The organism is Gemmatimonas groenlandica (assembly GCF_013004105.1).
In the GTDB taxonomy this organism is placed as follows: domain Bacteria; phylum Gemmatimonadota; class Gemmatimonadetes; order Gemmatimonadales; family Gemmatimonadaceae; genus Gemmatimonas; species Gemmatimonas groenlandica.
This window is the reverse complement of the sequence record NZ_CP053085.1, coordinates 4,208,507-4,227,366: the sequence shown is the minus strand read 5'-3', so window position 1 is coordinate 4,227,366 and position 18,860 is coordinate 4,208,507. Positions and strand designations below refer to the sequence as shown.

General features: G+C 65.4%; 18 protein-coding genes. 7 read left to right on the top strand and 11 right to left on the bottom strand.

Features of this window, described 5'->3' with window-relative positions; genetic code table 11:
* Position 1: 1 nt before the first annotated feature.
* Positions 2-511: a YybH family protein gene (locus HKW67_RS18150; protein ID WP_171226729.1), complete on the bottom strand. Its 510-nt coding sequence runs from the start codon at positions 509-511 to the stop codon at positions 2-4.
* 11 nt (positions 512-522) lie between these two features.
* Positions 523-882 carry a putative quinol monooxygenase gene (locus HKW67_RS18145; protein ID WP_171226728.1) on the bottom strand — a complete coding sequence of 120 codons (360 nt, stop codon included), beginning with the start codon at positions 880-882 and terminating at the stop codon, positions 523-525.
* 87 nt (positions 883-969) lie between these two features.
* Here HKW67_RS18145 and HKW67_RS18140 point away from each other — a divergent pair, with 87 nt between their 5' ends.
* On the top strand, positions 970-2,202 hold the full coding sequence (locus HKW67_RS18140; RefSeq protein WP_171226727.1) for a PQQ-dependent sugar dehydrogenase: 1,233 nt from the start codon (positions 970-972) through the stop codon (positions 2,200-2,202).
* A gap of 312 nt (positions 2,203-2,514) precedes the next feature.
* Here HKW67_RS18140 and cysM read toward each other — a convergent pair whose 3' ends face one another.
* From cysM to HKW67_RS18110, 6 genes are read right to left on the bottom strand one after another with little or no spacing between them, the layout of a single operon-like run.
* Positions 2,515-3,417 (bottom strand): cysteine synthase CysM, encoded by a 903-nt coding sequence (gene cysM / locus HKW67_RS18135; RefSeq protein ID WP_206044487.1) that lies wholly within the window; start codon positions 3,415-3,417, stop codon positions 2,515-2,517.
* Positions 3,417-4,193: a DUF481 domain-containing protein gene (locus HKW67_RS18130; RefSeq protein ID WP_171226726.1), complete on the bottom strand. Its 777-nt coding sequence runs from the start codon at positions 4,191-4,193 to the stop codon at positions 3,417-3,419. Before HKW67_RS18130 ends, cysM begins: the two co-directional genes overlap by 1 nt.
* Before the next feature lie 31 nt (positions 4,194-4,224).
* Positions 4,225-5,532: an NRAMP family divalent metal transporter gene (locus tag HKW67_RS18125; RefSeq protein WP_206044486.1), complete on the bottom strand. Its 1,308-nt coding sequence runs from the start codon at positions 5,530-5,532 to the stop codon at positions 4,225-4,227.
* Complete coding sequence (locus tag HKW67_RS18120) at positions 5,532-6,176, bottom strand: c-type cytochrome (protein WP_206044485.1); 645 nt, start codon at positions 6,174-6,176, stop codon at positions 5,532-5,534. Before HKW67_RS18120 ends, HKW67_RS18125 begins: the two co-directional genes overlap by 1 nt.
* A 2-nt stretch (positions 6,177-6,178) precedes the next feature.
* A complete protein-coding gene (gene soxC / locus HKW67_RS18115; protein WP_171226725.1) occupies positions 6,179-7,459 on the bottom strand; it encodes a sulfite dehydrogenase in 1,281 nt (426 codons plus the stop codon).
* A 21-nt stretch (positions 7,460-7,480) separates the two neighbouring features.
* Positions 7,481-8,236 carry an AAA family ATPase gene (locus HKW67_RS18110; protein WP_171226724.1) on the bottom strand — a complete coding sequence of 252 codons (756 nt, stop codon included), beginning with the start codon at positions 8,234-8,236 and terminating at the stop codon, positions 7,481-7,483.
* Positions 8,237-8,301: 65 nt separating this feature from the next.
* Between HKW67_RS18110 and HKW67_RS18105 the strand changes: the two genes are divergently transcribed.
* The 5 genes from HKW67_RS18105 to HKW67_RS18085 all read left to right on the top strand — a co-directional run bounded on the left by HKW67_RS18105 (position 8,302) and on the right by HKW67_RS18085 (position 14,597).
* The gene (locus HKW67_RS18105) at positions 8,302-8,733 is read left to right on the top strand and encodes a hypothetical protein (protein ID WP_171226723.1); all 432 of its coding nucleotides are present in this window, start codon (positions 8,302-8,304) and stop codon (positions 8,731-8,733) included.
* A 188-nt stretch (positions 8,734-8,921) separates the two neighbouring features.
* The gene (locus tag HKW67_RS18100; RefSeq protein WP_171226722.1) at positions 8,922-11,216 is read left to right on the top strand and encodes a TonB-dependent receptor; all 2,295 of its coding nucleotides are present in this window, start codon (positions 8,922-8,924) and stop codon (positions 11,214-11,216) included.
* A gap of 10 nt (positions 11,217-11,226) precedes the next feature.
* Positions 11,227-11,748, top strand: coding sequence for a TlpA disulfide reductase family protein (locus tag HKW67_RS18095; protein WP_171226721.1), 522 nt, complete (start codon positions 11,227-11,229; stop codon positions 11,746-11,748).
* A gap of 36 nt (positions 11,749-11,784) precedes the next feature.
* On the top strand, positions 11,785-13,089 hold the full coding sequence (locus HKW67_RS18090; RefSeq protein ID WP_171226720.1) for a hypothetical protein: 1,305 nt from the start codon (positions 11,785-11,787) through the stop codon (positions 13,087-13,089).
* Between the two features lie 131 nt (positions 13,090-13,220).
* The gene (locus HKW67_RS18085; protein ID WP_171226719.1) at positions 13,221-14,597 is read left to right on the top strand and encodes a cytochrome c; all 1,377 of its coding nucleotides are present in this window, start codon (positions 13,221-13,223) and stop codon (positions 14,595-14,597) included.
* Between the two features lie 3 nt (positions 14,598-14,600).
* Here the strand turns inward: HKW67_RS18085 and HKW67_RS18080 are convergent, their stop codons facing one another.
* Positions 14,601-15,191: a DUF2911 domain-containing protein gene (locus HKW67_RS18080; protein ID WP_171226718.1), complete on the bottom strand. Its 591-nt coding sequence runs from the start codon at positions 15,189-15,191 to the stop codon at positions 14,601-14,603.
* 84 nt (positions 15,192-15,275) lie between these two features.
* Between HKW67_RS18080 and HKW67_RS18075 the strand changes: the two genes are divergently transcribed.
* Positions 15,276-16,718, top strand: a complete 1,443-nt coding sequence (locus HKW67_RS18075; protein WP_171226717.1) for an ankyrin repeat domain-containing protein — start codon at positions 15,276-15,278, stop codon at positions 16,716-16,718.
* On the opposite strand, the gene HKW67_RS18070 is transcribed toward HKW67_RS18075, so the two are convergent.
* Positions 16,675-17,208, bottom strand: coding sequence for a pyridoxamine 5'-phosphate oxidase family protein (locus HKW67_RS18070; RefSeq protein ID WP_171226716.1), 534 nt, complete (start codon positions 17,206-17,208; stop codon positions 16,675-16,677). The genes HKW67_RS18075 and HKW67_RS18070 overlap by 44 nt on opposite strands.
* A gap of 49 nt (positions 17,209-17,257) precedes the next feature.
* Positions 17,258-18,841 (bottom strand): SDR family oxidoreductase, encoded by a 1,584-nt coding sequence (locus HKW67_RS18065; protein ID WP_171226715.1) that lies wholly within the window; start codon positions 18,839-18,841, stop codon positions 17,258-17,260.
* Positions 18,842-18,860: the final 19 nt, after the last annotated feature.

Below are 18,860 nucleotides of genomic sequence, written 5' to 3'. Positions count from 1 at the left end.
GTTATGGCACGGCCACGAGCGAACAGCCAGTCCCTGCGCAGGTGAGGGCCACGAACACCTCGGAGCGGATCAGCCATCGGCCGTCGCGCTTCACCCACTGCGCGGAGAATCGACCCCCGATGATGACGGGGCCATCACTTGTTCCCTCGCGTCCTTCCCAGACGCCGGTTTCGAAGGCGAGCGGCCACTGCGGGCTCACCTCGACCTCGTTCGGGATGCGGCGGTACACGATGCGTGGAGAGACCGCGGACGCGGTCGCGCCGCTGGGCGGCTCAAAAGCCGCCCGGGCAGCGGTGCGGCCGGCCACCGGCGAGCCAAGGGCCCGACGCACCGTGATGTCATCGGTCCAGAACGACGTGACCGCGTCGAGATCACCGGCGGCGATGGCGGCGTTCTGCGCCGCGCGTGCCGCTCGGACAGACTGCGCATCCGCCGACTGCGCATTCGCATCGCCGGCCGCGGTCAACATCATGAGTCCGCCCAGCACGAGCGCGGTACGGAGAATTCGCATGGCACGCGGCGTCAGCGGTGGAATCCGGCGGCCTGCCCGAGATACGTCGGGCGCAGCATCGACAGGGCGCCTTGCAGCGGCGCGTCCGGTGACCCGTACACGGTGCATCGCGTGGGCGTGAGCAGCGACATGAACCGTCCCGCGAATCGCGCGCCGAACGTGTGACAATGCGCCAGTGCCGCGGCCGAGTCGGCGTAACGCTCGTACAGATGACACTGGCTGCCGTCGGCGCTCATGTACCACTCGTAGCCGTGCGTGCCTGGCTCATGTGCGTGTGTGCTCAAGACCATCTCTTCCATCAGCGTGCGAAGCTCGTCCGAGCGTCCCGGCTGCACCTGCAACTCCAGCACCCAGCTTACCGATCCCGCCATGCCTCTCTCCTCGAGTGGAATGCAGGAAGGTGAACACCAAATCACAAGCTCGGCAACCTTCCCCGCTGTCCGGGAGTACTAGCTCGGATGTTGACCATCCCGTTTCGCGTGATCGCCACCGGCTTCGCTCTTGTCGTCGCCGCATCTGCCTGCTCGAGTCCGGCCGGTGTGCCGCAGCAGCAGCCGACACTGCCAGACCAGCCGAGCACGGCCACGCCCACGCTCACCCGCACGGTGGTGCTCTCGAGTCTCAGCAATCCGTGGGATATCGCCTTCGGCAGTGATGGCGCGATGTTCTTCACCGAGCGCTGCCGTGGACTCTCGGTGCGACACTCCGATGGCTCGGTGACACGGTTGTTCGGTACGGCGGGCTCGTCGCTGGTCGCAGCCGATCTGCTCTGCCAGGGCCAGAGCGGCGTGCACGGCATCGCGCTCGACCCGGCGTTCGCCACGAATCGCGCCGTGTATGTGTACATGACGTCGAGCGCGACGACACCGCGCACGAATCGAGTGGTGCGGCTCGTGCTCGGCGCCGACCAGCGCAGTGCGAGCAACCGCACCGAAATCGTCACCGATATCGCGTTCAAGAATGAGGGCAACGCGCACGGTGGTGCCGGCTCGCACAGTGGCGGGCGGCTGCGCTTCGGTCCGGATGGATTCCTGTACGTCACCACGGGCGACAATCACAACGGCACCATTCCGCAGAGTCCGACCGTGCTCGGCGGCAAGGTGTTGCGCATCTCCACGAGCGGTGCCGCCGCGCCGGGCAACAATGCGCCGGCCGGCTTTGACGCGCGCATTTTCACCTACGGTCATCGGAACGTGCAGGGCATCACGTTCCGTCCGGGCACGGGACAACCGTTCATCGCCGAGCATGGTCCGAATCACAGCGACGAGGTCACGCCGCTCGTGGCCGGCGGAAACGGAGGGTGGGATCCCCAGAATCGGCCCGCACTGAATTGCGCCGACGGCTACTGCGGCTACGCCGGCAACGCGAGCACGATGCCGATGACGGACGTTGCGCGCTTCCCCAACGCGATGCGACCGGCATGGTCGAACAGCGGCTCCTCGCAGGGTATGGGTCCGCTGGTGTTTCTCACCGGCACCTCCTGGCGCGGATGGAACGGTGCGCTCGCGGTCGGCGTCATGGCCGGTCAGCGCCTCGACATTCTCACGATCGACAGCGCGGGTCTCGCCACCGGTCGCGTGAGCGCCGACCTACCCGGTACGCGATACCGCGCGCTCACGATGGGGCCGGATGGTTCGTTGTACGTAGCGACCGACGGTGGCGAGATCTGGCGGGTCACGCCGGGCGCGTAATTTCTCTTGGATATGTTCCGGGCTGCCGCGACCGGCCTCGGGATAGCAGCGGAAACCAACAGTTCCTGCCTGACACGGATACGAACCGACAGGAACGGCTGCGAACGGATTCGCTCCGTGTCGCGCGCGATATCACCATCGAGCGCAAGCTGTTCATTCTCCAAATTGAACAGCCGCCGAGCCACCGAGTCTGGCGCGCAACGACGATGATCTGTTCGTATCAGCTCGTATCAATTCGTATCCGTGTCAGGCAGGAACCGCCTTTTTCCATTCGTATCCCGCTCGACTCCTCGCTCAGAGCTACGGCGCCCATTAACCCGGAAACAACCCCGTGCTCAAGTACCGATCCCCGCGATCGCACACGATGAACACGATGGTCGCGTTCTCCACCTCAGCGGCTACGCGCAACGCGATCACACACGCGCCGGCCGCCGACGGGCCGCAGAAGATCCCCTCCTCCGCTGCCAGTCGCCGCGCCATCTCCTCGGCGTCGGCTTGCGACACCTGTTCGATGCGATCGACCTCGGACGGCTGATAGATCTTCGGCTGATACGCCGGCGACCATTTCCGGATGCCCGCGATCTGCGAGCCCTCCGATGGCTGCGCGCCGACGATCATCACACCCGCCTCCTGCTCGCGCAAAAACCGCGACACCCCCATTATCGTGCCGGTGGTGCCCATCGCACTCACGAAGTGTGTGATGCCGCCCTGCGTATCGCGCCAGATCTCCGGTCCCGTCGTGTCGTAGTGCGCACGCGGATTGTCGGGGTTCGCGAACTGGTCGAGTACGCGCCCCTCGCCGTTCGCCTGCATGGTCATGGCGAGGTCGCGCGCGTACTCCATCCCGCCCTGCACGGCGGGCGTGAGGATCAACTCGGCGCCGTAGGCCCGCATGCTGGCGCGACGCTCGGCGCTGAGATTGTCAGGCATGATGAGCGTCATGCGATAGCCCGTCATCGCCGCAATCATGGCCATCGCGATGCCGGTGTTCCCACTCGTGGCTTCGATGAGCCGGTCGCCCGGATGAATCTCGCCGCGCGCCTCCGCGCCACGGATCATCGACAACACCGGACGGTCCTTCACCGAACCGCCCGGGTTGTTTCCCTCGAGCTTTCCCAGGATCACCGTGCCGCGCGCGGCAACGTCGGCTCCGGGAATGCGCTGCAAACGGACCAGCGGAGTATTGCCGATCGTGCGATCGATCGTGGAATGCATCAGTAGGTGAACTGGACGCCCGTGGTCAGCAATCCATCGAACTTCTTGAAACGCACCGTCTGCGCCACACCATTCACCGGCGGCAGTAACGGCGGCGCGTTGTTGAAGTTCACGAGATATCCCACCTTGATGCCGAAACGCGCCGACAGCGGAGCGACCACCGCCGACTTCGCAGTCAGCAGCCACGCATCACTCGTGGTGAAGTTCGGCGTGAACGTGGCGGTCTGCTCGAGATACGCCGCTTTCGAGAAAGCGTGGCGATAGTTACCGCTGGCGTTCCCTACGAAATCGCTCTGCGATTCGGCGTCGCCTACGAAGCTGCGCTGCAACGCGCCGAGCCCAAGCGAGAACTGCAGCTTGTCGCGCTCGGTGTCGATGAACTGGTAGCCGAGTCCCACCCCTTCCAGGAGCTGGCTGTTGAGTCCGGCCGGTGTATTACGCAACCCGGAGGCACTCAGATACGCGGTGAGCTTCTTGGTGATGTCGTAATCGCTACGCAGCGAAAGCTGATAGAGCTCCGCATTGCGCACGCCATTGGCCGTACCACGGAGCGCTGCGGCGCTCTGCGAAAACTTCCAGTGCGCGAACTTGTAGCTGTAGCGCTGACCGAGCGCGATCGTGGTCACCTGCTGATTTCCTTGACTGGCCGCGAGTGAGAAATCGCCGGCAAATTCGTACGGCCGCTTTGGTGCCTCCTGCGCCTGTGCGCTGAGCGCGAACAGCGACAGGCCAGCCGTGAGGGCTGCCGCACGGACTACACGACGTGATGTCGACATGAGACACTGGACAAGGTTGTATGCAAACGGGCTAGCCGATCCAACTCCAGGCCATGCCGCCGAGACAGGCCAGTACGAGCACGAAACTGATCCAACCCAGGAATCGCGCGCCCGTTGACGAGCGCGCGCTTCCCATAATCTCAGCGTTTCCCGCCAACAGCAGCAAGGCGACGATGTGCAACGGCAACATCACCGCGTTCAACACTTGACTGCTGTAGATCAACTGAATGAGCGGAAGCCCCGGCACGGCGACCACACCGACGCCGGCCACCGTGAGCCCGACGAAGGCGGCATAGAACCAATGAAAATGTTTGGAATCCAGATCCAGCGACGCCGGCTCGCCTACGCCTTCGGCGATCGAGTACGACGTCGCGATCGGCACGATGGCCGCGGCCAACAGGGACGATCCCAACAGGCCGACCCCGAAAAAGAGCGTCGCAAACGATCCCGCCAGGGGACGCAGCGCGGCGGCCGCGTCACCCGCATCCACGATGTGCACGCCCGCTTGGTGCAGCGTGGCCGCGCACGCCACCGCGATGGCGAGCCCGACGATGCCAGTCAGCGCCGATCCCACCACCACGTCCACGCGCTCCCATCGCAGCGAGGCCATGGTGATTTTCTTGTCCACCGCGTACGACTGGATGAACGCCAGCCCCCATGGCGCGAGTGTCGTGCCCAGCGACGCTGCCAGCGCAATCCAGCCGTCGCGACTCACCGGCATGCGCGGCACGACCGATCCGTATGCGACCTCGGCCCACACGGGCCCGGCCAGAATGCCGTCGACCACGTACAGCGCGAGGGTGGCCGATATCGCCAACAACACTTTCTCCACCCGGGCGAACGATCCCAACACCACCACCAGCGTGATCAGCGTCCCGGCGGCGATCGCGCTCAGCCACGCCGGCAATCCAATCAGCGAACCGGCTGCGGCTACGCCGGCGTACTCGGCGCAGATGGTACCGAAGTTGGCGAAGACGAGCCCGAAGACGGCCGCGTAGCCCCATGTTCGGCCCCAGCGCTCTCGCACCACCGCCACGAAGCCCTTGCCCGTGGCCGCACCGATACGAACCGCCACGAGATGGAATTGCACCAGCAGGATCGTGGACGCCGGAATGATCCAGAGCAGCCGATAGCCATGCTCGGCGCCCAGAATAGAATACGTCGTGATGCCCGCCGGATCGTCATCGGAGAGCCCCGCCAGCAAGCCCGGCCCCAGCACCGCGAGCACCGACGCCAACGCACTGGCCCCGGCCACGCGCATCGCGGCAAAGCGTGCCGTGATGCCCCGCTTGTGATGCGCAACGGCGTGGACGGGAGCGCGCGTGACGCGGCGTTTCACTATTTGGTGGTGGCGGTGGGTTTGCGGTTGTCCGGCACGAAATGATCACGCGCCGGCATGCGGATGGCGCGAAGCGCTACGGCGTCGAGCGTGGTCGTGTCGGGAATGACGGCATTCGCCGACAACAGGAACGCGGTCACCGCATACACGTCGTCGTCGGTCATCGAGCCCGGCGTGGCGAACGGCATCGCACGCTTGATGTAATCGAACAGCGTCGTGGCGTACGGCCAGTAGTTGCCGATCGTCTTGGTCTTGTTCTTCGTAGCAAACTGGAACTCCGGCGTGGGAGCGCCGGCTGAATCGCGCCCCACCAGCTTGGGGAACGTGGGCAGTCCCTCTCCCTTGGCTCCATGACACTGCGAACACTGTGCCGCGTACACCACGGCGCCGCGTTGCACCGAGCCACGCCCCGCGGGAAGCTCCACACCGTCAGGGCCGATGTCCTGATTCATCGCCGCGATGGCGGAGTCAGCAGCCAGGTGCCCTAGGGCGTACGACTGCTTGGAACCGGGACCACCGGGTACGGCGCCCGCATCGTACGAGGCAAACGATGCATTCGTCGCGTCGGTACGGTCATTCGGCGAGGGAGAACAGGCGGAGAGGGCAACCGCAACGAGCGTGCACATCCGAGGCATTGGGCGCATGATCAGGTCGCTCCGTGGAACGTGACGGCTCCGCTGCGATCGACCTTCCAGCCGATGATCTGATTGTAGTGATAGTCGGTGAACTCGCCGCGCTCGGCGACCATCGCGGCACGCGTAGGCTGCACGTAGCCGGCGTCGTCGGTGGCGCGACTCAACAGCGTGGCGTCGGTGCCCTGCCAATTCCACATGTACTGAAAGCGAACCGTCGACTTGGGCTGCGGCGTGTTCAGCAGTTCCGCGTCGTGCCAGGACGTGCCGCCGTCGATGCTCACTTCGACACGGGTGATGCGACCACGCCCACTCCAGGCGAGCCCGTTCACACTGCGCCAGCCGCGCGCCGTGATCATGTTCGGATAGCAGGGCGACGTGATCACCGACTTCGCGTCGATCTCGAACGTGAAGATGCGCGCCGTGCCATCAGGCATCGGGTCGGTGTACTTCGACGTTTCCCAACGCGTCATCCATGGCTTGGTGCCGAGTTCGAGACGCCGGAGCCACTTCACGTTGCTGTTCCCTTCGAAGCCGGGCAGTAGCAAGCGCATGGGGTAGCCCTGCGCGGGACGCAGCGGCTCGCCATTCTGCGCCCACACGATCATGGCATCGTCCCACGCTTTCGCGATCGGAATCGAGCGCGCCAGCTTGCAGGCGTCTCCGCCTTCAGCCAGAAACCACGAGGCATCGGACTTCACGCCGACTTCGCGAAACAACGTGGCGAGTGGTACGCCGGTCCACTCTGAGGTGCTGAACAGGCCGGCCAGCGGCTGCGGCGTGGTGTCCGGCTTCGGATCGCGATAGCCCGCGCCGCCGTTGCCCGAGCACTCGATGAAGTACGTGCGCGTGATCTGCGGGAAGCGCTTGATGTCCGCCACGGTGAAGGACATCGGACGATCCACCAGTCCGTGAATCGTGAGCGTGTGCCGCTCGGGGTCGAGCGTGGGGATCCCCGCGTGATGGCGTTCGAAGTGCAGATCGCTCGGCGTGATGGTGCCAGTGAGATCCTGCAGCGGCGTTCGCGAGCTGCCGACCGGCGTGCCATTGGGGATGCGCGTTGGGGCGAAGTACTCCGATCGCGCCCCCAGCGCCGCCGTCGGCGCGCCGGGCATCTTCGTGGCGTCGAGCGGCGCGACCGGACGTGGCGGCGCTGGCGGCGGCGGCACCGTCGAGGGCGCGGTTGGCGGGGCACCGCCTTGTCCTTCGACGGCGAGCGGAAGTCCGGCCAGGGCGGCACCGCCGAGGAATCCAGCGGCGCCTGCCAGCAGATCACGACGAGAGAGATCAGTCATCGGGCAATACTACCGCCCAATTCAGTCCTCAAACAGATAGCGAAAAAAACGCTCCGGCGCGGCCAGGAAATCCCGCGTCACGCGAAAATGGTCGGTGTCGCGATAATCGACCTGCTCGATCACACCATCGTCGAGACTGAACACCGTGGCGCCGGGGAAGGCGAGCAGCATCGGCGAATGCGTGGCGATCACGAACTGCGCCTCACGCGTGACCGTGAGACGATGCAGGATCTGCAGAAAGGCGAGTTGACGTTGCGGCGACAACGCGGCCTCGGGTTCATCGAGCAGGAACAGCCCATCGTCGAAGCGATGTTCGAACAGCGACAGAAACGCTTCCCCGTGCGACTTGCGGTGCAACGACTCACCGCCGTAGCGCGCGAAGTTGCTGTCCAGCGACTCCAGCGTGCTCGCGAAGTTGAAGAACGTTTCGGCGCGCATGAAGAAGCCTTCGGTGGTTCGCTGGCGCCAGCCCAGACGAAGCGCACGACCCAGTTCGTACCCGTCGGCCTCCTCGGCGAACTGATGATCGCGATTACCGCCCTGCGCGCCAAATCCCACGCTCCACGCCAGCGCCTCCAGCAGCGTGGATTTCCCCGATCCGTTCTCACCCACCAGAAACGTCACCGGCGTGGTGAACTCGAGGGATAGCGGGTGCTGCAGCAGCGGAATCTCGAACGGATGCACGCCGGGCTGAATGCGCTCCTCGCGCAATTCGAGGTGCGTCAGGAAAGGACTGCCTGGTGTGCCACGCATAGTCGTGAGCGACTCCCATGTCATGAAGTGGACGGGGCCAGACCCCCTCTCTTCCCCAGTTCGTCAGTGTGAACTACCGTTAATTACGCATGCGGCATCCCATCTGGTACCGGGTCCTGATCAGCCTCTGGGCGGTCTGGTTCTCGACTGCGCTCATCGAGCCAGCCGGATTCTTTGCGTGTGCGATGCATTCCGGGATGGGCGCGGTGACCTCTACCGCCCCGGCACATGCGGCGAACCTGACGCATCACGAGCATGCCGCGTCGCACGCCGGCGCCTCCGCGTCGGCGCCGGCCGCCGAGACCGCCGAGCCCGAGCACGAGGGACACCCGTGCTGCACCTGTCTCGGTCAGTGCTCGACCATGACCGCGAATGTCGTGGCCCGCGTCGATGTTACGATCGAGGAAGTCCTCTCGCGCCAGGCGAGCGTGCAGGCTGCGATCGTGCTCACGCGCGTACCAGTGCGCCCGGCCCACGCGCTGCCGTTTGCGAACGGCCCGCCACCCGGGGTGCGCGCCTAAGGCCCTCTCCGGCCTTGCCGCACCCGCTGGTCTCCTGCCGACTTCGACGCCGCGTGAAGGCTTTTACGCGTGCGTCGCCCCTCTCGTGTTTTTCCTGACAGCTCCCGCCCTGCCTTTCGCCATCCGGCGTCGCGCGGGGCCGGTGTGAGCGCGGGGAGAGCGCCCGTACTCCTATCCTGACCACGTTTATGAAGCTCGTGACCCTGCTCGGCGCCCTGCTGGTCGCCGGCACCGCCCGTGCGCAGACTCCGCCGACGAAGCCTGTCGGGAAAGACTCCACCCGCCGCGACACCGTGGCCACCCTCGGCGGCATGCGTGTCACCGCCGACCGCGATACGCGCCCGGCCCTTACCCGCCTCACCATGCCCGTGAGCGCCAGCGTGACCGCCAAACGCGTCGAAGAAACCGTGAACCTCATGGACACGCCGGACGCGGTGAAATACCTACCCAGCGTGTTCATCCGAAAGCGCAACAACGGCGACACGCAGGCCGTGATGGGCACCCGCGTGTGGGGCGTCAGCTCGAGTGCGCGCAGCCTGGTGTTCGCCGACGGCGTACCACTGTCGGCGCTGATCGCCAACAACAACACCATCGGCGGCCCTCGCTGGGGTCTGGTGGCACCTGAAGAAATCGATCGGGTGGACATGATGTACGGCCCGTTCTCGGCGGCGTATCCCGGCAACTCGATGGGAGCGGTCATGGAGATCACCACGCGACTGCCGGACAAGTTCGAAGGCTCGATCGCGCAGTCGCAGTCGCTGATGCCGTTCGATCTGTACGGTACCAACACCACGTACGGCACGTCGCAGACGTCGGCCCGTGTGGCGAACCGCTTCGGCAAGCTGACCGTGTCGCTCAGCGGCAATTATCAGGACAGCAAAGGCCAGCCCCTCACGTATGTCACCGGCGCCACCTTTCCGGCGAATACCACCGGCGGCTATGCCGCCACCAACAAGCTGAATGCTGCGGCCAACGTATTGGGTGCGACGGGACTGCTGCACACGCAGATGACGAATGCGAAGATCAAGCTCGCGTACGACATCACGCCGACGATGCGTGCTGCCTACACGTATGGTTTCTGGCAGAACGACGCGGACGCCGGCGTGGAAACGTATCTCGCGCGTACCGGCGCGCCCAGCTACGCGGGACTCGCCGGCTTCGCGAGCGGTAACTACGGACTGCTGCAGCAACACAACGCGCAGAGTTTCTCGCTACGCACCGACACGAAACGCGATTGGGACGTCGAAGTCGTGGGTACGAGCTACACGATGGACACCGATCGGCAGCGTTTCCCCACCACCGCCGCCGCCACCACGCCGACGTTCGGCGACGCGGGGCGCGTTGCGGTGCTCTCCGGTACCGGCTGGCGAACGGCCGATGTGAAGGCGGCGTGGCACAAGGGTGGCGCGTTGGCAGCTCACACGGTGACGTTCGGCGCGCATGTGGACCAGTACACGCTCTCCAACCCGACCTACAACACCGCGAACTGGCGGGTGTCGGACCCGGTAACCACCACCGTGGCGTCGCAGGGCGACGGCAAGACGCGCACGACCGCGCTGTGGGTACAGGACCACTGGCGCATCACGCCCATGCTGCGCCTCACGCTCGGTGGCCGCTACGAGCAGTGGCGCGGCTTTGACGGGTTGAATGTGAACGGGAGCACGCGTGTCACGCAGCCCGATGTCGACGCGTCGCGCTTCTCCCCGAAGGCATCGTTGGCGTGGACCATGTCACGCGATTGGACACTCAGCGCCTCGGTCGCCAAGGCTTATCGGTTTGCCACGGCTGCCGAGCTGTATCAGCTGGTGACGACTGGGGTGACGTTCACGTCGCCCGATCCGAACCTCAAGCCGGACAACGTACTGGCGAGTGAAGTGCGCATCGAACACGCGTTCGCACGCAGTCGCGTGCAACTCGCGCTGTTCCACGACGATGTACACGACGCGATCATCTCGCAGTTCCAGCCGCTGGTTCCCGGATCGCAGACGTTCTATTCGTTCATCTCCAATGTCGATCATGTGCGGGCGCGTGGTGTCGAACTGGTAGTATCCGAGCACGACGTCCTGATCCCCGGTCTGGAGCTGTCGGGCAGCGCGACATATCTCGATGCCCGTACGCTGGCGACGTCGGGGCGCGCCAGCGCCACGGCGCCGGCCAACGCGGCCATCGGCAAGCAGCTCCCGAACATTCCCGAGTGGCGCGCCAACTTCGTGGCGACGTACCGGCCCGTGTCGAAGCTCGCAATCTCACTGGGCGGGCGCTACAGTGACGCCGTATGGACCACGCTCGACAATGCCGATCTGAACCCCAACGTGTATCAGGGATTCAGCGCTTGGTTCGTGGCCGACGCGCACGCGAACTACCGCTTCGGCACGCACGTTTCGGCGTCGCTCGGCGCGGACAACCTGCTGAACCGGAAGTACTTTCTGTTTCATCCGTTTCCGCAGCGTACGTATTCCAGTAGCCTGAAGTACACCTTCTGATCCCGATCTGATGCCACGCTTCGCACGCGCAGGACTGTTCGCGTTTCTGGCCGGTGTCGCGCTCTCGGCGTGCGAACGCAGTGCCACCCCGAAAGCGCCGTCGTTGGGCGCTCCGGCGCCGGCCTTCACCGCCATGACGCTGGAGGGCGAGCCGGTCGCGCTGGCCTCCCTTTCCGGTAGCGTCGTGGTGCTGAATGTCTGGGCCACCTGGTGCATTCCCTGCCGGGAAGAAATTCCGCAACTCGAGGCGCTGCATCGTGAATACGGCGCGCAGGGACTCAAGACGATCGGGGTGAGCATCGACGCCGCCGGAATGGGTGCCGACGTGCGCGACTTCGCCACCGAGCAAGGGATGACCTATCCGATCTGGCTCGATCCGGATCATCAGTTCTCACTGAAGTTTCTGACCGTCGGCGTACCGGAGACCTTCGTGATCGATCGCGCCGGTGTGATTCGCTTTCGCATGATCGGCGCCTTCCGGCGCGGCGACACGACGCTGGCCGCTGCCGTACGGCGCGCGATGGCATCGTAGATGACCTTCCTCACCAGACCTCTCTCTCAACGATCCATGCGCGCTCTTCGAGCCGTTCACGTCACGCTGGTTGTTGCGCTGCTACTCAACGGCACAGGGCTGTCGGCGCAATCATCGATTGCGACGCTCGCGGTTGCCGAGCGCACCGGCGCCAATCCTACGGTTGCCGCGAACGGTGCGTTCGTCGCCGTCGCGTTCTCGGCCGCGACGATTTCATCGATGGACATCTACGTGGCCACCAGCAGCAATGGTGGAACGACCTTCGGTGCTCCGGTGCAGGTGAACCGGGTGGCCGGCGAAGCACGGGTGAGCGGCGAAGAGCCGCCGCGGGTGGCGCTCGTGCCGCGTCGCGGGAGCACACCCGAGATTGTGATCGTCTGGACCGCGAAAGCCGGCACGACGTGGAAACTGCTGAGTGCGCGATCGCTCGACGGCGGCCGCACATTTTCTCCGAGTACGCCGGTGCCCGGCAGCGACAGCGAGGGGTCGCGCGGCTGGCAGTCGGTGGCGGTGAACGCCAGCGGTCGGATCTCGGTACTGTGGCTCGATCATCGCGATCTCATGGCGGCCGATCGCGCCCATCAGCACAGTGCGCCGGCAAGTGGTGTGACCCCGGCGCCGATGGTGATGCCCAAGGGCGATCCCACGGAGCGCGCGGCGCTTTCGCAGCTCATGTTTTCCTCGCTGGGAAGCACCAGCGCGCTCTCCATTGCCCGCAGCCCCTGCTACTGCTGCAAGACCGCGATGGCCGTGTCAGGCGATGCCGTCTACGCGGCGTGGCGTCACGTGTATCCAAGTGGTGAGCGCGACATCGCGTTCACCATGTCGACCAATCGTGGCCGTACGTTCGCGGCACCGCTGCGGGTGAGCGACGATCACTGGAAGCTCGACGGCTGTCCCGACAACGGACCGGCGTTGGCCATCGACGCCACGCGACGCGCGCACGTGGTGTGGCCGACCGCGGCGGAGGGCAAGAACGCCACCGCGCAAGACGCGATGGCGTTGTCGATCTACTATGCGGTCTCGCGCGACGGCAAGGCGTTCAGCGCGCGCACTCGCGTACCCTCGCGCGGACCGGCGTCACATCCGCAAATCGTCATGCTGCCGAACGGCACGGCATTGGTGGCGTGGGATGAGGTGGTCGACGGCACCCGCCGACTGGGGCTCGTCCGAGCCACCGTGAATACGACGGGCGCCGTCAGCTTCACGCCCGTGGCCGCCCCCGATGCCGGACCGGGGCAGTGGTATCCGTCGCTGGCCGCGTCCTCGAGCGGTGCGGTAATTACCTGGGTGCGTCAGCTCGAGAAGGGAAGCACGGTAGCGGTGGCGGTGGTGCGTTGACGATCGGCTCCAGAGCCGAAATCAATTGTTGAGCTCGCTATCGCCGAGCGCGAAACCCCGTAACTTCCGTTGTTCACAGGTGACGGTCCACGCCACTTGAACATCGGCTTGAAGTCTGGAGAGCACCGCTCGTGGCACTACGGGATCACGTTGGCCGCTCCGGCGGTCGTCTCGTCCGACTCGGCGCACTCGCGGCCGTCGCCCTCGTCGGCATCGCCACGGCACGCTATCGCGAGCCCCTGATCGCGCAGGACACGGCCCCCACGTTCACGAAGGACGTGGCCCCGATCCTCTACAAGAATTGCACGACCTGCCATCGGCCCGGCGGGCTCGGTCCGTTCTCGCTGGTCGATTACGACAGTGCGAAAGCGAATATCGACGACATTCGCGACGCCGTGCGGTCGGGCTTCATGCCGCCGTGGCACGCTGAAGGACCGCACGGCACGTTCAGCAACGATCGCCGGTTGTCCGACCTCGAGAAGTCGACGGTGATGCGTTGGATCGACGCCGGCGCGAAGAAGGGCGACGAGAAGAAGGCGCCGGCGAAGCCGGTCTATGCCACCGGATGGGAGATCGGCACCCCCGACGCGATCGTCACGATGCCGGAGGATTTCACCGTGCCGGCAGCGGGAACCATTGAATATCAGTACTTCGAGATCCCCACGAACTTTACCGAGGACAAGTGGGTCTCGGCGATCGAGTTCATGCCGGGCGCGCGCGAAGTCGTGCACCACGTGCTGGTCTATGCCAAAGTGCCTGCACCGGCGAACGCGGCTCCCGCGGCGCCGCGTCCCGCCGGTTCGCCGGCACCACGCCCGCTGTTCGTGCGGAAGCCGCAGTACGATTCGCCCGAGGATCCGCCGCGCCAGGATGTGCGGAACGGCCCACCGAGTCGGCTCGGCGTGCTAATCGGCGGCACCGCGCCCGGCACGAACGTCATGACCTTCCCGAAAGGCACGGCCACGCGCATTCGCGCCGGCACCGTACTTACGTTCCAGATGCACTACACGGCGCACGGGCACGAGATGAAGGACCGCACGAGCGTCGGGTTCCGTTTTGCGACTGAAATGCCCGACGAAGAGATGCGCATGGGCGCGTACATCAACGGCGCCTTCACGCTGCCGGCGGGACAGAAGGACATTGCGGTCACGGCGGATCTCGAGCCCACCGAGCCAATCAAAATCTGGGGCTTGCTGCCGCATACACACCTGCGCGGCACGCGCTGGAAGTACACGCTCGACAAGCCGGATGGGACCTCGCAGGTCATTCTCGACGTGCCGCGCTACGACTTCAATTGGCAAACGTACTACTTCTTCAAGGAACCACTCGACGTCCCCGCTGGCGCAAAGCTCGTGTCGACCGCGTGGTACGACAACTCCGCGACGAACAAGCACAATCCTGACGCCAGCAAAGACGTGAAGTGGGGCGATCAAACGTGGGAAGAGATGCAGTACACCGGTTACCTGTTTACCGTCCCCAGCCGTCGTCTGAAGCCGGCGGCGAAGTAGCGGCTAGCGCACCACCCACTCGGCCGTCAGCATCACTGTGTCCCATCCGATGCGCAGGTCACCGCGCTGCGCACCGGGTGCGGTCGACGGCACGAGCCAAATGGAGAGACTCTCTAGCGGCGTCGCGATCGCGCCCTGACGAAGATCGATGCGCGCAACATCCTTCTTTGCATCATACGCGGTCGGATTCACCGATGCGGCACCGGTCGTCTCGGCCTGCAGGATCAGGGTCCAGCCCGTGCGCGCCGGGAGCAACTGCGCGATATAGCGTCCCTTGGGCACATCCTTGCCACCGATGGTGAGATCGACATCGGTCGTGAACAGCGTGGCGCCGTTCGCGCCGAGACGCCACACCGTGCCGAATGGCACGAGACTATCGGTGTTGATATGGCGACCGCGCAGGTGCGGCTGACCGTAGTCGATGCGCATCACCGCCGCCTTGCCGGCCGCGCGTTGCGCCGCCGTATCGACGAGCGTGAGCGACACTTCGGCAATGGCGCGCGTGCTGGGCGCGGCTCGACGGGCGCCGGCCTGTGCCGCGAGCGGTGCAGTGAGGAGTGAGGACAGCGCAAGCGCCGGGAGTAGGTGTTTCATGGGCGGGGCGGGAGGAAGGAATACGTAGCGTGTTGCTCAACTCTATACATTTTCGGTCTACCGCGCATCCGCTCTAGGTAATTCATGCCCATCGAAGCATCACCATCGGCATCACCGGAGGCGTTTGCATCGGCCTTCTTTGCCGCGTTGCGCGATGATCAGCACGAGCGTGCCAAAGTGCTCCTCGACGCGCACCCGGCGATCGCGGCCTTCAGCGCGCACACTGCAGCGGCCGTGGGCAATGCAGACGCGTTGCTCGCCTTCCTCGCCGCCGATCCCGGCGCGGCCACGCGCCCGTCGCAGCCCGACGGAATCGAACCGATCATCTTCGCCGCAACCGGACAGCTGAAGACGCTGCTTGGCGTGTCCGCCAGCGACCGTGCCGACGTGGTCCGCATGTTGCTCGATGCTGGCGCCAGCCCAAATGCCTTTGTGCAGCTGCCGCACGATCCGAAGGCGCGCATCGCGGTGCTCTACTTTGCGTGCGTCTCGAACAATGTGTCGGCAGCCCGTGTGCTCCTGGAACGTGGCGCCGACCCCAACGACGGCGAGAGTGTGTTTCACGCGGCCGAGCACGATCACCGGGACTGCCTCGAGCTGCTCCAGATGCACGGAGCGAAGCTCAGTGACGCGCACGCCGAGTGGGGCAACACCCCGTTGTACTTTCTGGCCGGCTATCGCGAACCGAACGCGCGTATCGCGACAGTGACGCGCGGCATGCAGTGGCTGCTCGAACACGGTGCCGATCCAAATGTGCCGAGCCACATGACGACGCGCGACGGCACACCGGGTATCGGTGAAGTGCCATTGCATCGACTCGTGGTGGGTCGCTCAGGGAGTGCCGTGCGACTGTTCATCGAACAGGGTGCCGTTATCGATACGCCGCGTGCAGACGGGCGAACGCCATATGCGCTGGCCGTGCGCACGGGGAATGCCGACGTTGCCGATCTGCTGGCCCACAGCGGCGCCGACGTCACACGTCTCGACGACGTTGATCGCTTCCTCGGTGCCTGCGCGGCGGCCGACGAACGCGAGGCCCAGTCGATTCTCGCCACGCACCCCGATCTGATCGCGCGCCTCGTGCTCGCCGACCGACGCGCGTTGCACGAGGCCGTCGACCGCAACCGCGAAGCCAGTGTGCACCTTATGCTGCGACTCGGCTGGCCGGTGATCGACGAAGGCGAATGGGGCGGCACCGCGCTGCATTGGGCTGCCTGGCGTGGTCGCCCGGCGTTGGTGCGCATGCTGTTGGACCACGGGGCACCGGTCGACGTGCGCGACCATGAATACGGCAGCTCCCCGATCGCCTGGGCGTCGCACGGTTCGATGCATTCGCAGGAAGGCGCGGACGCCGACTACGTCGCCATCGCCGGCATGCTGCTCGATGCCGGTGCCACGCGCTCGGAGTCGTTCAATCGTTGGGGCGAGTCGCCGGAAAGCATGGCGAGTCCGGGCGTCGCCGACCTGCTGCAGCGCCGCGGCTTTACTTTCGGGGCCGAAGGCGCAGGGTCGGCGGGCGCCACGTAGCCTTGTCGCCCTCCACGCCCAGCTTGGCACTCACGATCTCCAGGCGCTCCGCCTGCACGACGATCAGGACAACGCTGGTATCGCGATCGGGGTAGTACGTGCTCCATTGCGGATTCCAATGGGCGTCTTTGGTGGGGCGGTCGCGCACGACACGCGCGCGTCCGGCCAGGGCGACATAGCTCTGCGTGACCGGATCGAAGTAGTGCAGCACGACGTGTGGGTGCCGCGCGATCTCCGTCACCTTGCGCGTTCGGGGATTGGTCGCGAACCATACCGCCCAGCCGCTGTCGGGTGCCATCGGCTGCACCGTACGCGCTTGCGGATGGCCGTTGGCGTCGGTCGTGATGAACGTGGGATAGGGCACGCTCGCCACAATCTGCCGCGCGGCGGCTTCGAGCAGCGCGGGTGAGAGGGTGGACGGGCGCACGGGCGTCGTCTGCGCCGAGAGCAACATCGGTGCCGCCAACAACACGGCGGACAGGATTCGCATCTGAAGTTCCAGAGAGAGACAGGACAGGCCTTCGCGCAGAGTCACGCGCCTACCAGTCGGTCGGCGCGTAATCCTTCAGAAACTGCCCCCATACATGCGTGCCGCTGGACACACCGGCGATGATCGGATCGACGATCCGCGCCGCGCCGTCCACGATATCGAGCGGCGGATGGAACCGGTGGTTCTCCACCTTCCGCGCGGCGATCTCGGCCACATCTTCGTCCGTCACCCAGCCGGTATCCACGCTGTTCATGTGGATACCGTTCTGCTGATAGTCCGCCGCCGAGGTGCGCGTCATCATATTGAGCGCTGCTTTCGCCATGTTCGTATGCGGATGCCGCGTCGTCTTGTTGTTGCGATAGAACTGCCCCTCCATCGCCGACACATTCACGATGTGCTTGTCGAGATTCGCCGTGCGCAGCATGAGCGGCTTGAGGCGCGCATTGATGAGGAACGGCGCGATCGCGTTCACAAGCTGCACTTCCAGCAGCTCGACACTCGGCACTTCATCCATCAGCAGCCGCCACGAGTTCCGTTCGCGCAGATCGATCTGCTGCAGATCCTGATCGAGCTTCCCGGCCGGAAAGAGTTGATGCGCGACCAACATGTCGTCGGGCACCAGCGGCACCTGCGACAGCGCAGCGGCGTGCGTGAGTCCGACGCGATCCAGCGCCGCACCGCTCTGCACGACGGCCGCACGGCTGTCCGCATCGGGATCCGGCAGCAGCTGCGCTCCCAGCAGTCCCTCGTAGGCGCCAAGTATCTTGCGCGCGCCTGGGGACAGGCTGCTGGCCGCCGCCGTCTCGCCGTCCATCATGTGCGCGTAGAACGCCGGTGGGCGGCGCACCGTCTGGCAGGCGTTGTTGATGATGAAATCGAGTCGCGATTCGGTGTGCGTCAGTTCGCGACAGAACGCCTCCACGCTGGGCGTGTGGCGCAAATCGAGCCCGAAGATTTGAAGACGATCGCTCCACGCGTCGAAGTCGGGCTCGGCGGCGTAGCGCATGGCCGAGTCGCGGGGGAAACGCGTGGTGACCAGCAATCGCGCGCCGCAGCGCAGCAGCTTGAGTCCCGCCTGATACCCGATCTTTACGCGGCCACCCGACAGCAACGCCGTGCGCCCGCTCAGGTCCACCAGTTCCGTACGCTTGGCGAAGTTGAAATCACCGCACGGCAGGCACATTTGATCGTAGAAGTGATGAATCGTCGTGAACTTCTGCTTGCAGATGTAGCAATGCTGCGGCACGATCGCTTCGGGCGCGTCATCGTCGCGCGACGCATCGGTCGACGTGCCGGCGGCGCCGTCACCGAGCAGGTACACGTTGGGCGTCGTGAACACAGGCTTGCGCCGCAGCTCGCGGATACCGGTTTCCTGCAGCACGCTATCGTCGCGCTTGGCCGCGTCGAGCTTGCGCTGCTTGCTGGTCGCCTTCACCATCGAGCGCCGGGCGCGCGCATCGGGGTGAAACACGTGTCCGACGGCGTCGAGAAAACGCTGCCGTTCTTCGGCCGGAACGTGCACCAGCAGCGAACGATCGGCGATCACCTGCTCGAGCAGCACGGTGGCGGCGAGGAGATCGTCGCGGAACGGATCGGTACCAAGTTCGCTGGGTGTCGCTTCGGGATGGGTCACGGATTCACCATCCCGAAGA

Coding starts and splice junctions, on each gene's coding strand:
- HKW67_RS18110 (WP_171226724.1), bottom strand. CDS start 8,236: ATGACATGGGAGTCGCTCACGACTATGCGTGGCACACCAGGCAGTCCT.
- HKW67_RS18080 (WP_171226718.1), bottom strand. CDS start 15,191: ATGAAACACCTACTCCCGGCGCTTGCGCTGTCCTCACTCCTCACTGCA.
- HKW67_RS18075 (WP_171226717.1), top strand. CDS start 15,276: ATGCCCATCGAAGCATCACCATCGGCATCACCGGAGGCGTTTGCATCG.
- HKW67_RS18105 (WP_171226723.1), top strand. CDS start 8,302: ATGCGGCATCCCATCTGGTACCGGGTCCTGATCAGCCTCTGGGCGGTC.
- HKW67_RS18100 (WP_171226722.1), top strand. CDS start 8,922: ATGAAGCTCGTGACCCTGCTCGGCGCCCTGCTGGTCGCCGGCACCGCC.
- HKW67_RS18120 (WP_206044485.1), bottom strand. CDS start 6,176: ATGCGCCCAATGCCTCGGATGTGCACGCTCGTTGCGGTTGCCCTCTCC.
- HKW67_RS18070 (WP_171226716.1), bottom strand. CDS start 17,208: ATGCGAATCCTGTCCGCCGTGTTGTTGGCGGCACCGATGTTGCTCTCG.
- HKW67_RS18130 (WP_171226726.1), bottom strand. CDS start 4,193: ATGTCGACATCACGTCGTGTAGTCCGTGCGGCAGCCCTCACGGCTGGC.
- HKW67_RS18095 (WP_171226721.1), top strand. CDS start 11,227: ATGCCACGCTTCGCACGCGCAGGACTGTTCGCGTTTCTGGCCGGTGTC.
- HKW67_RS18140 (WP_171226727.1), top strand. CDS start 970: ATGTTGACCATCCCGTTTCGCGTGATCGCCACCGGCTTCGCTCTTGTC.
- cysM (WP_206044487.1), bottom strand. CDS start 3,417: ATGCATTCCACGATCGATCGCACGATCGGCAATACTCCGCTGGTCCGT.
- HKW67_RS18145 (WP_171226728.1), bottom strand. CDS start 882: ATGGCGGGATCGGTAAGCTGGGTGCTGGAGTTGCAGGTGCAGCCGGGA.
- HKW67_RS18090 (WP_171226720.1), top strand. CDS start 11,785: ATGCGCGCTCTTCGAGCCGTTCACGTCACGCTGGTTGTTGCGCTGCTA.
- soxC (WP_171226725.1), bottom strand. CDS start 7,459: ATGACTGATCTCTCTCGTCGTGATCTGCTGGCAGGCGCCGCTGGATTC.
- HKW67_RS18150 (WP_171226729.1), bottom strand. CDS start 511: ATGCGAATTCTCCGTACCGCGCTCGTGCTGGGCGGACTCATGATGTTG.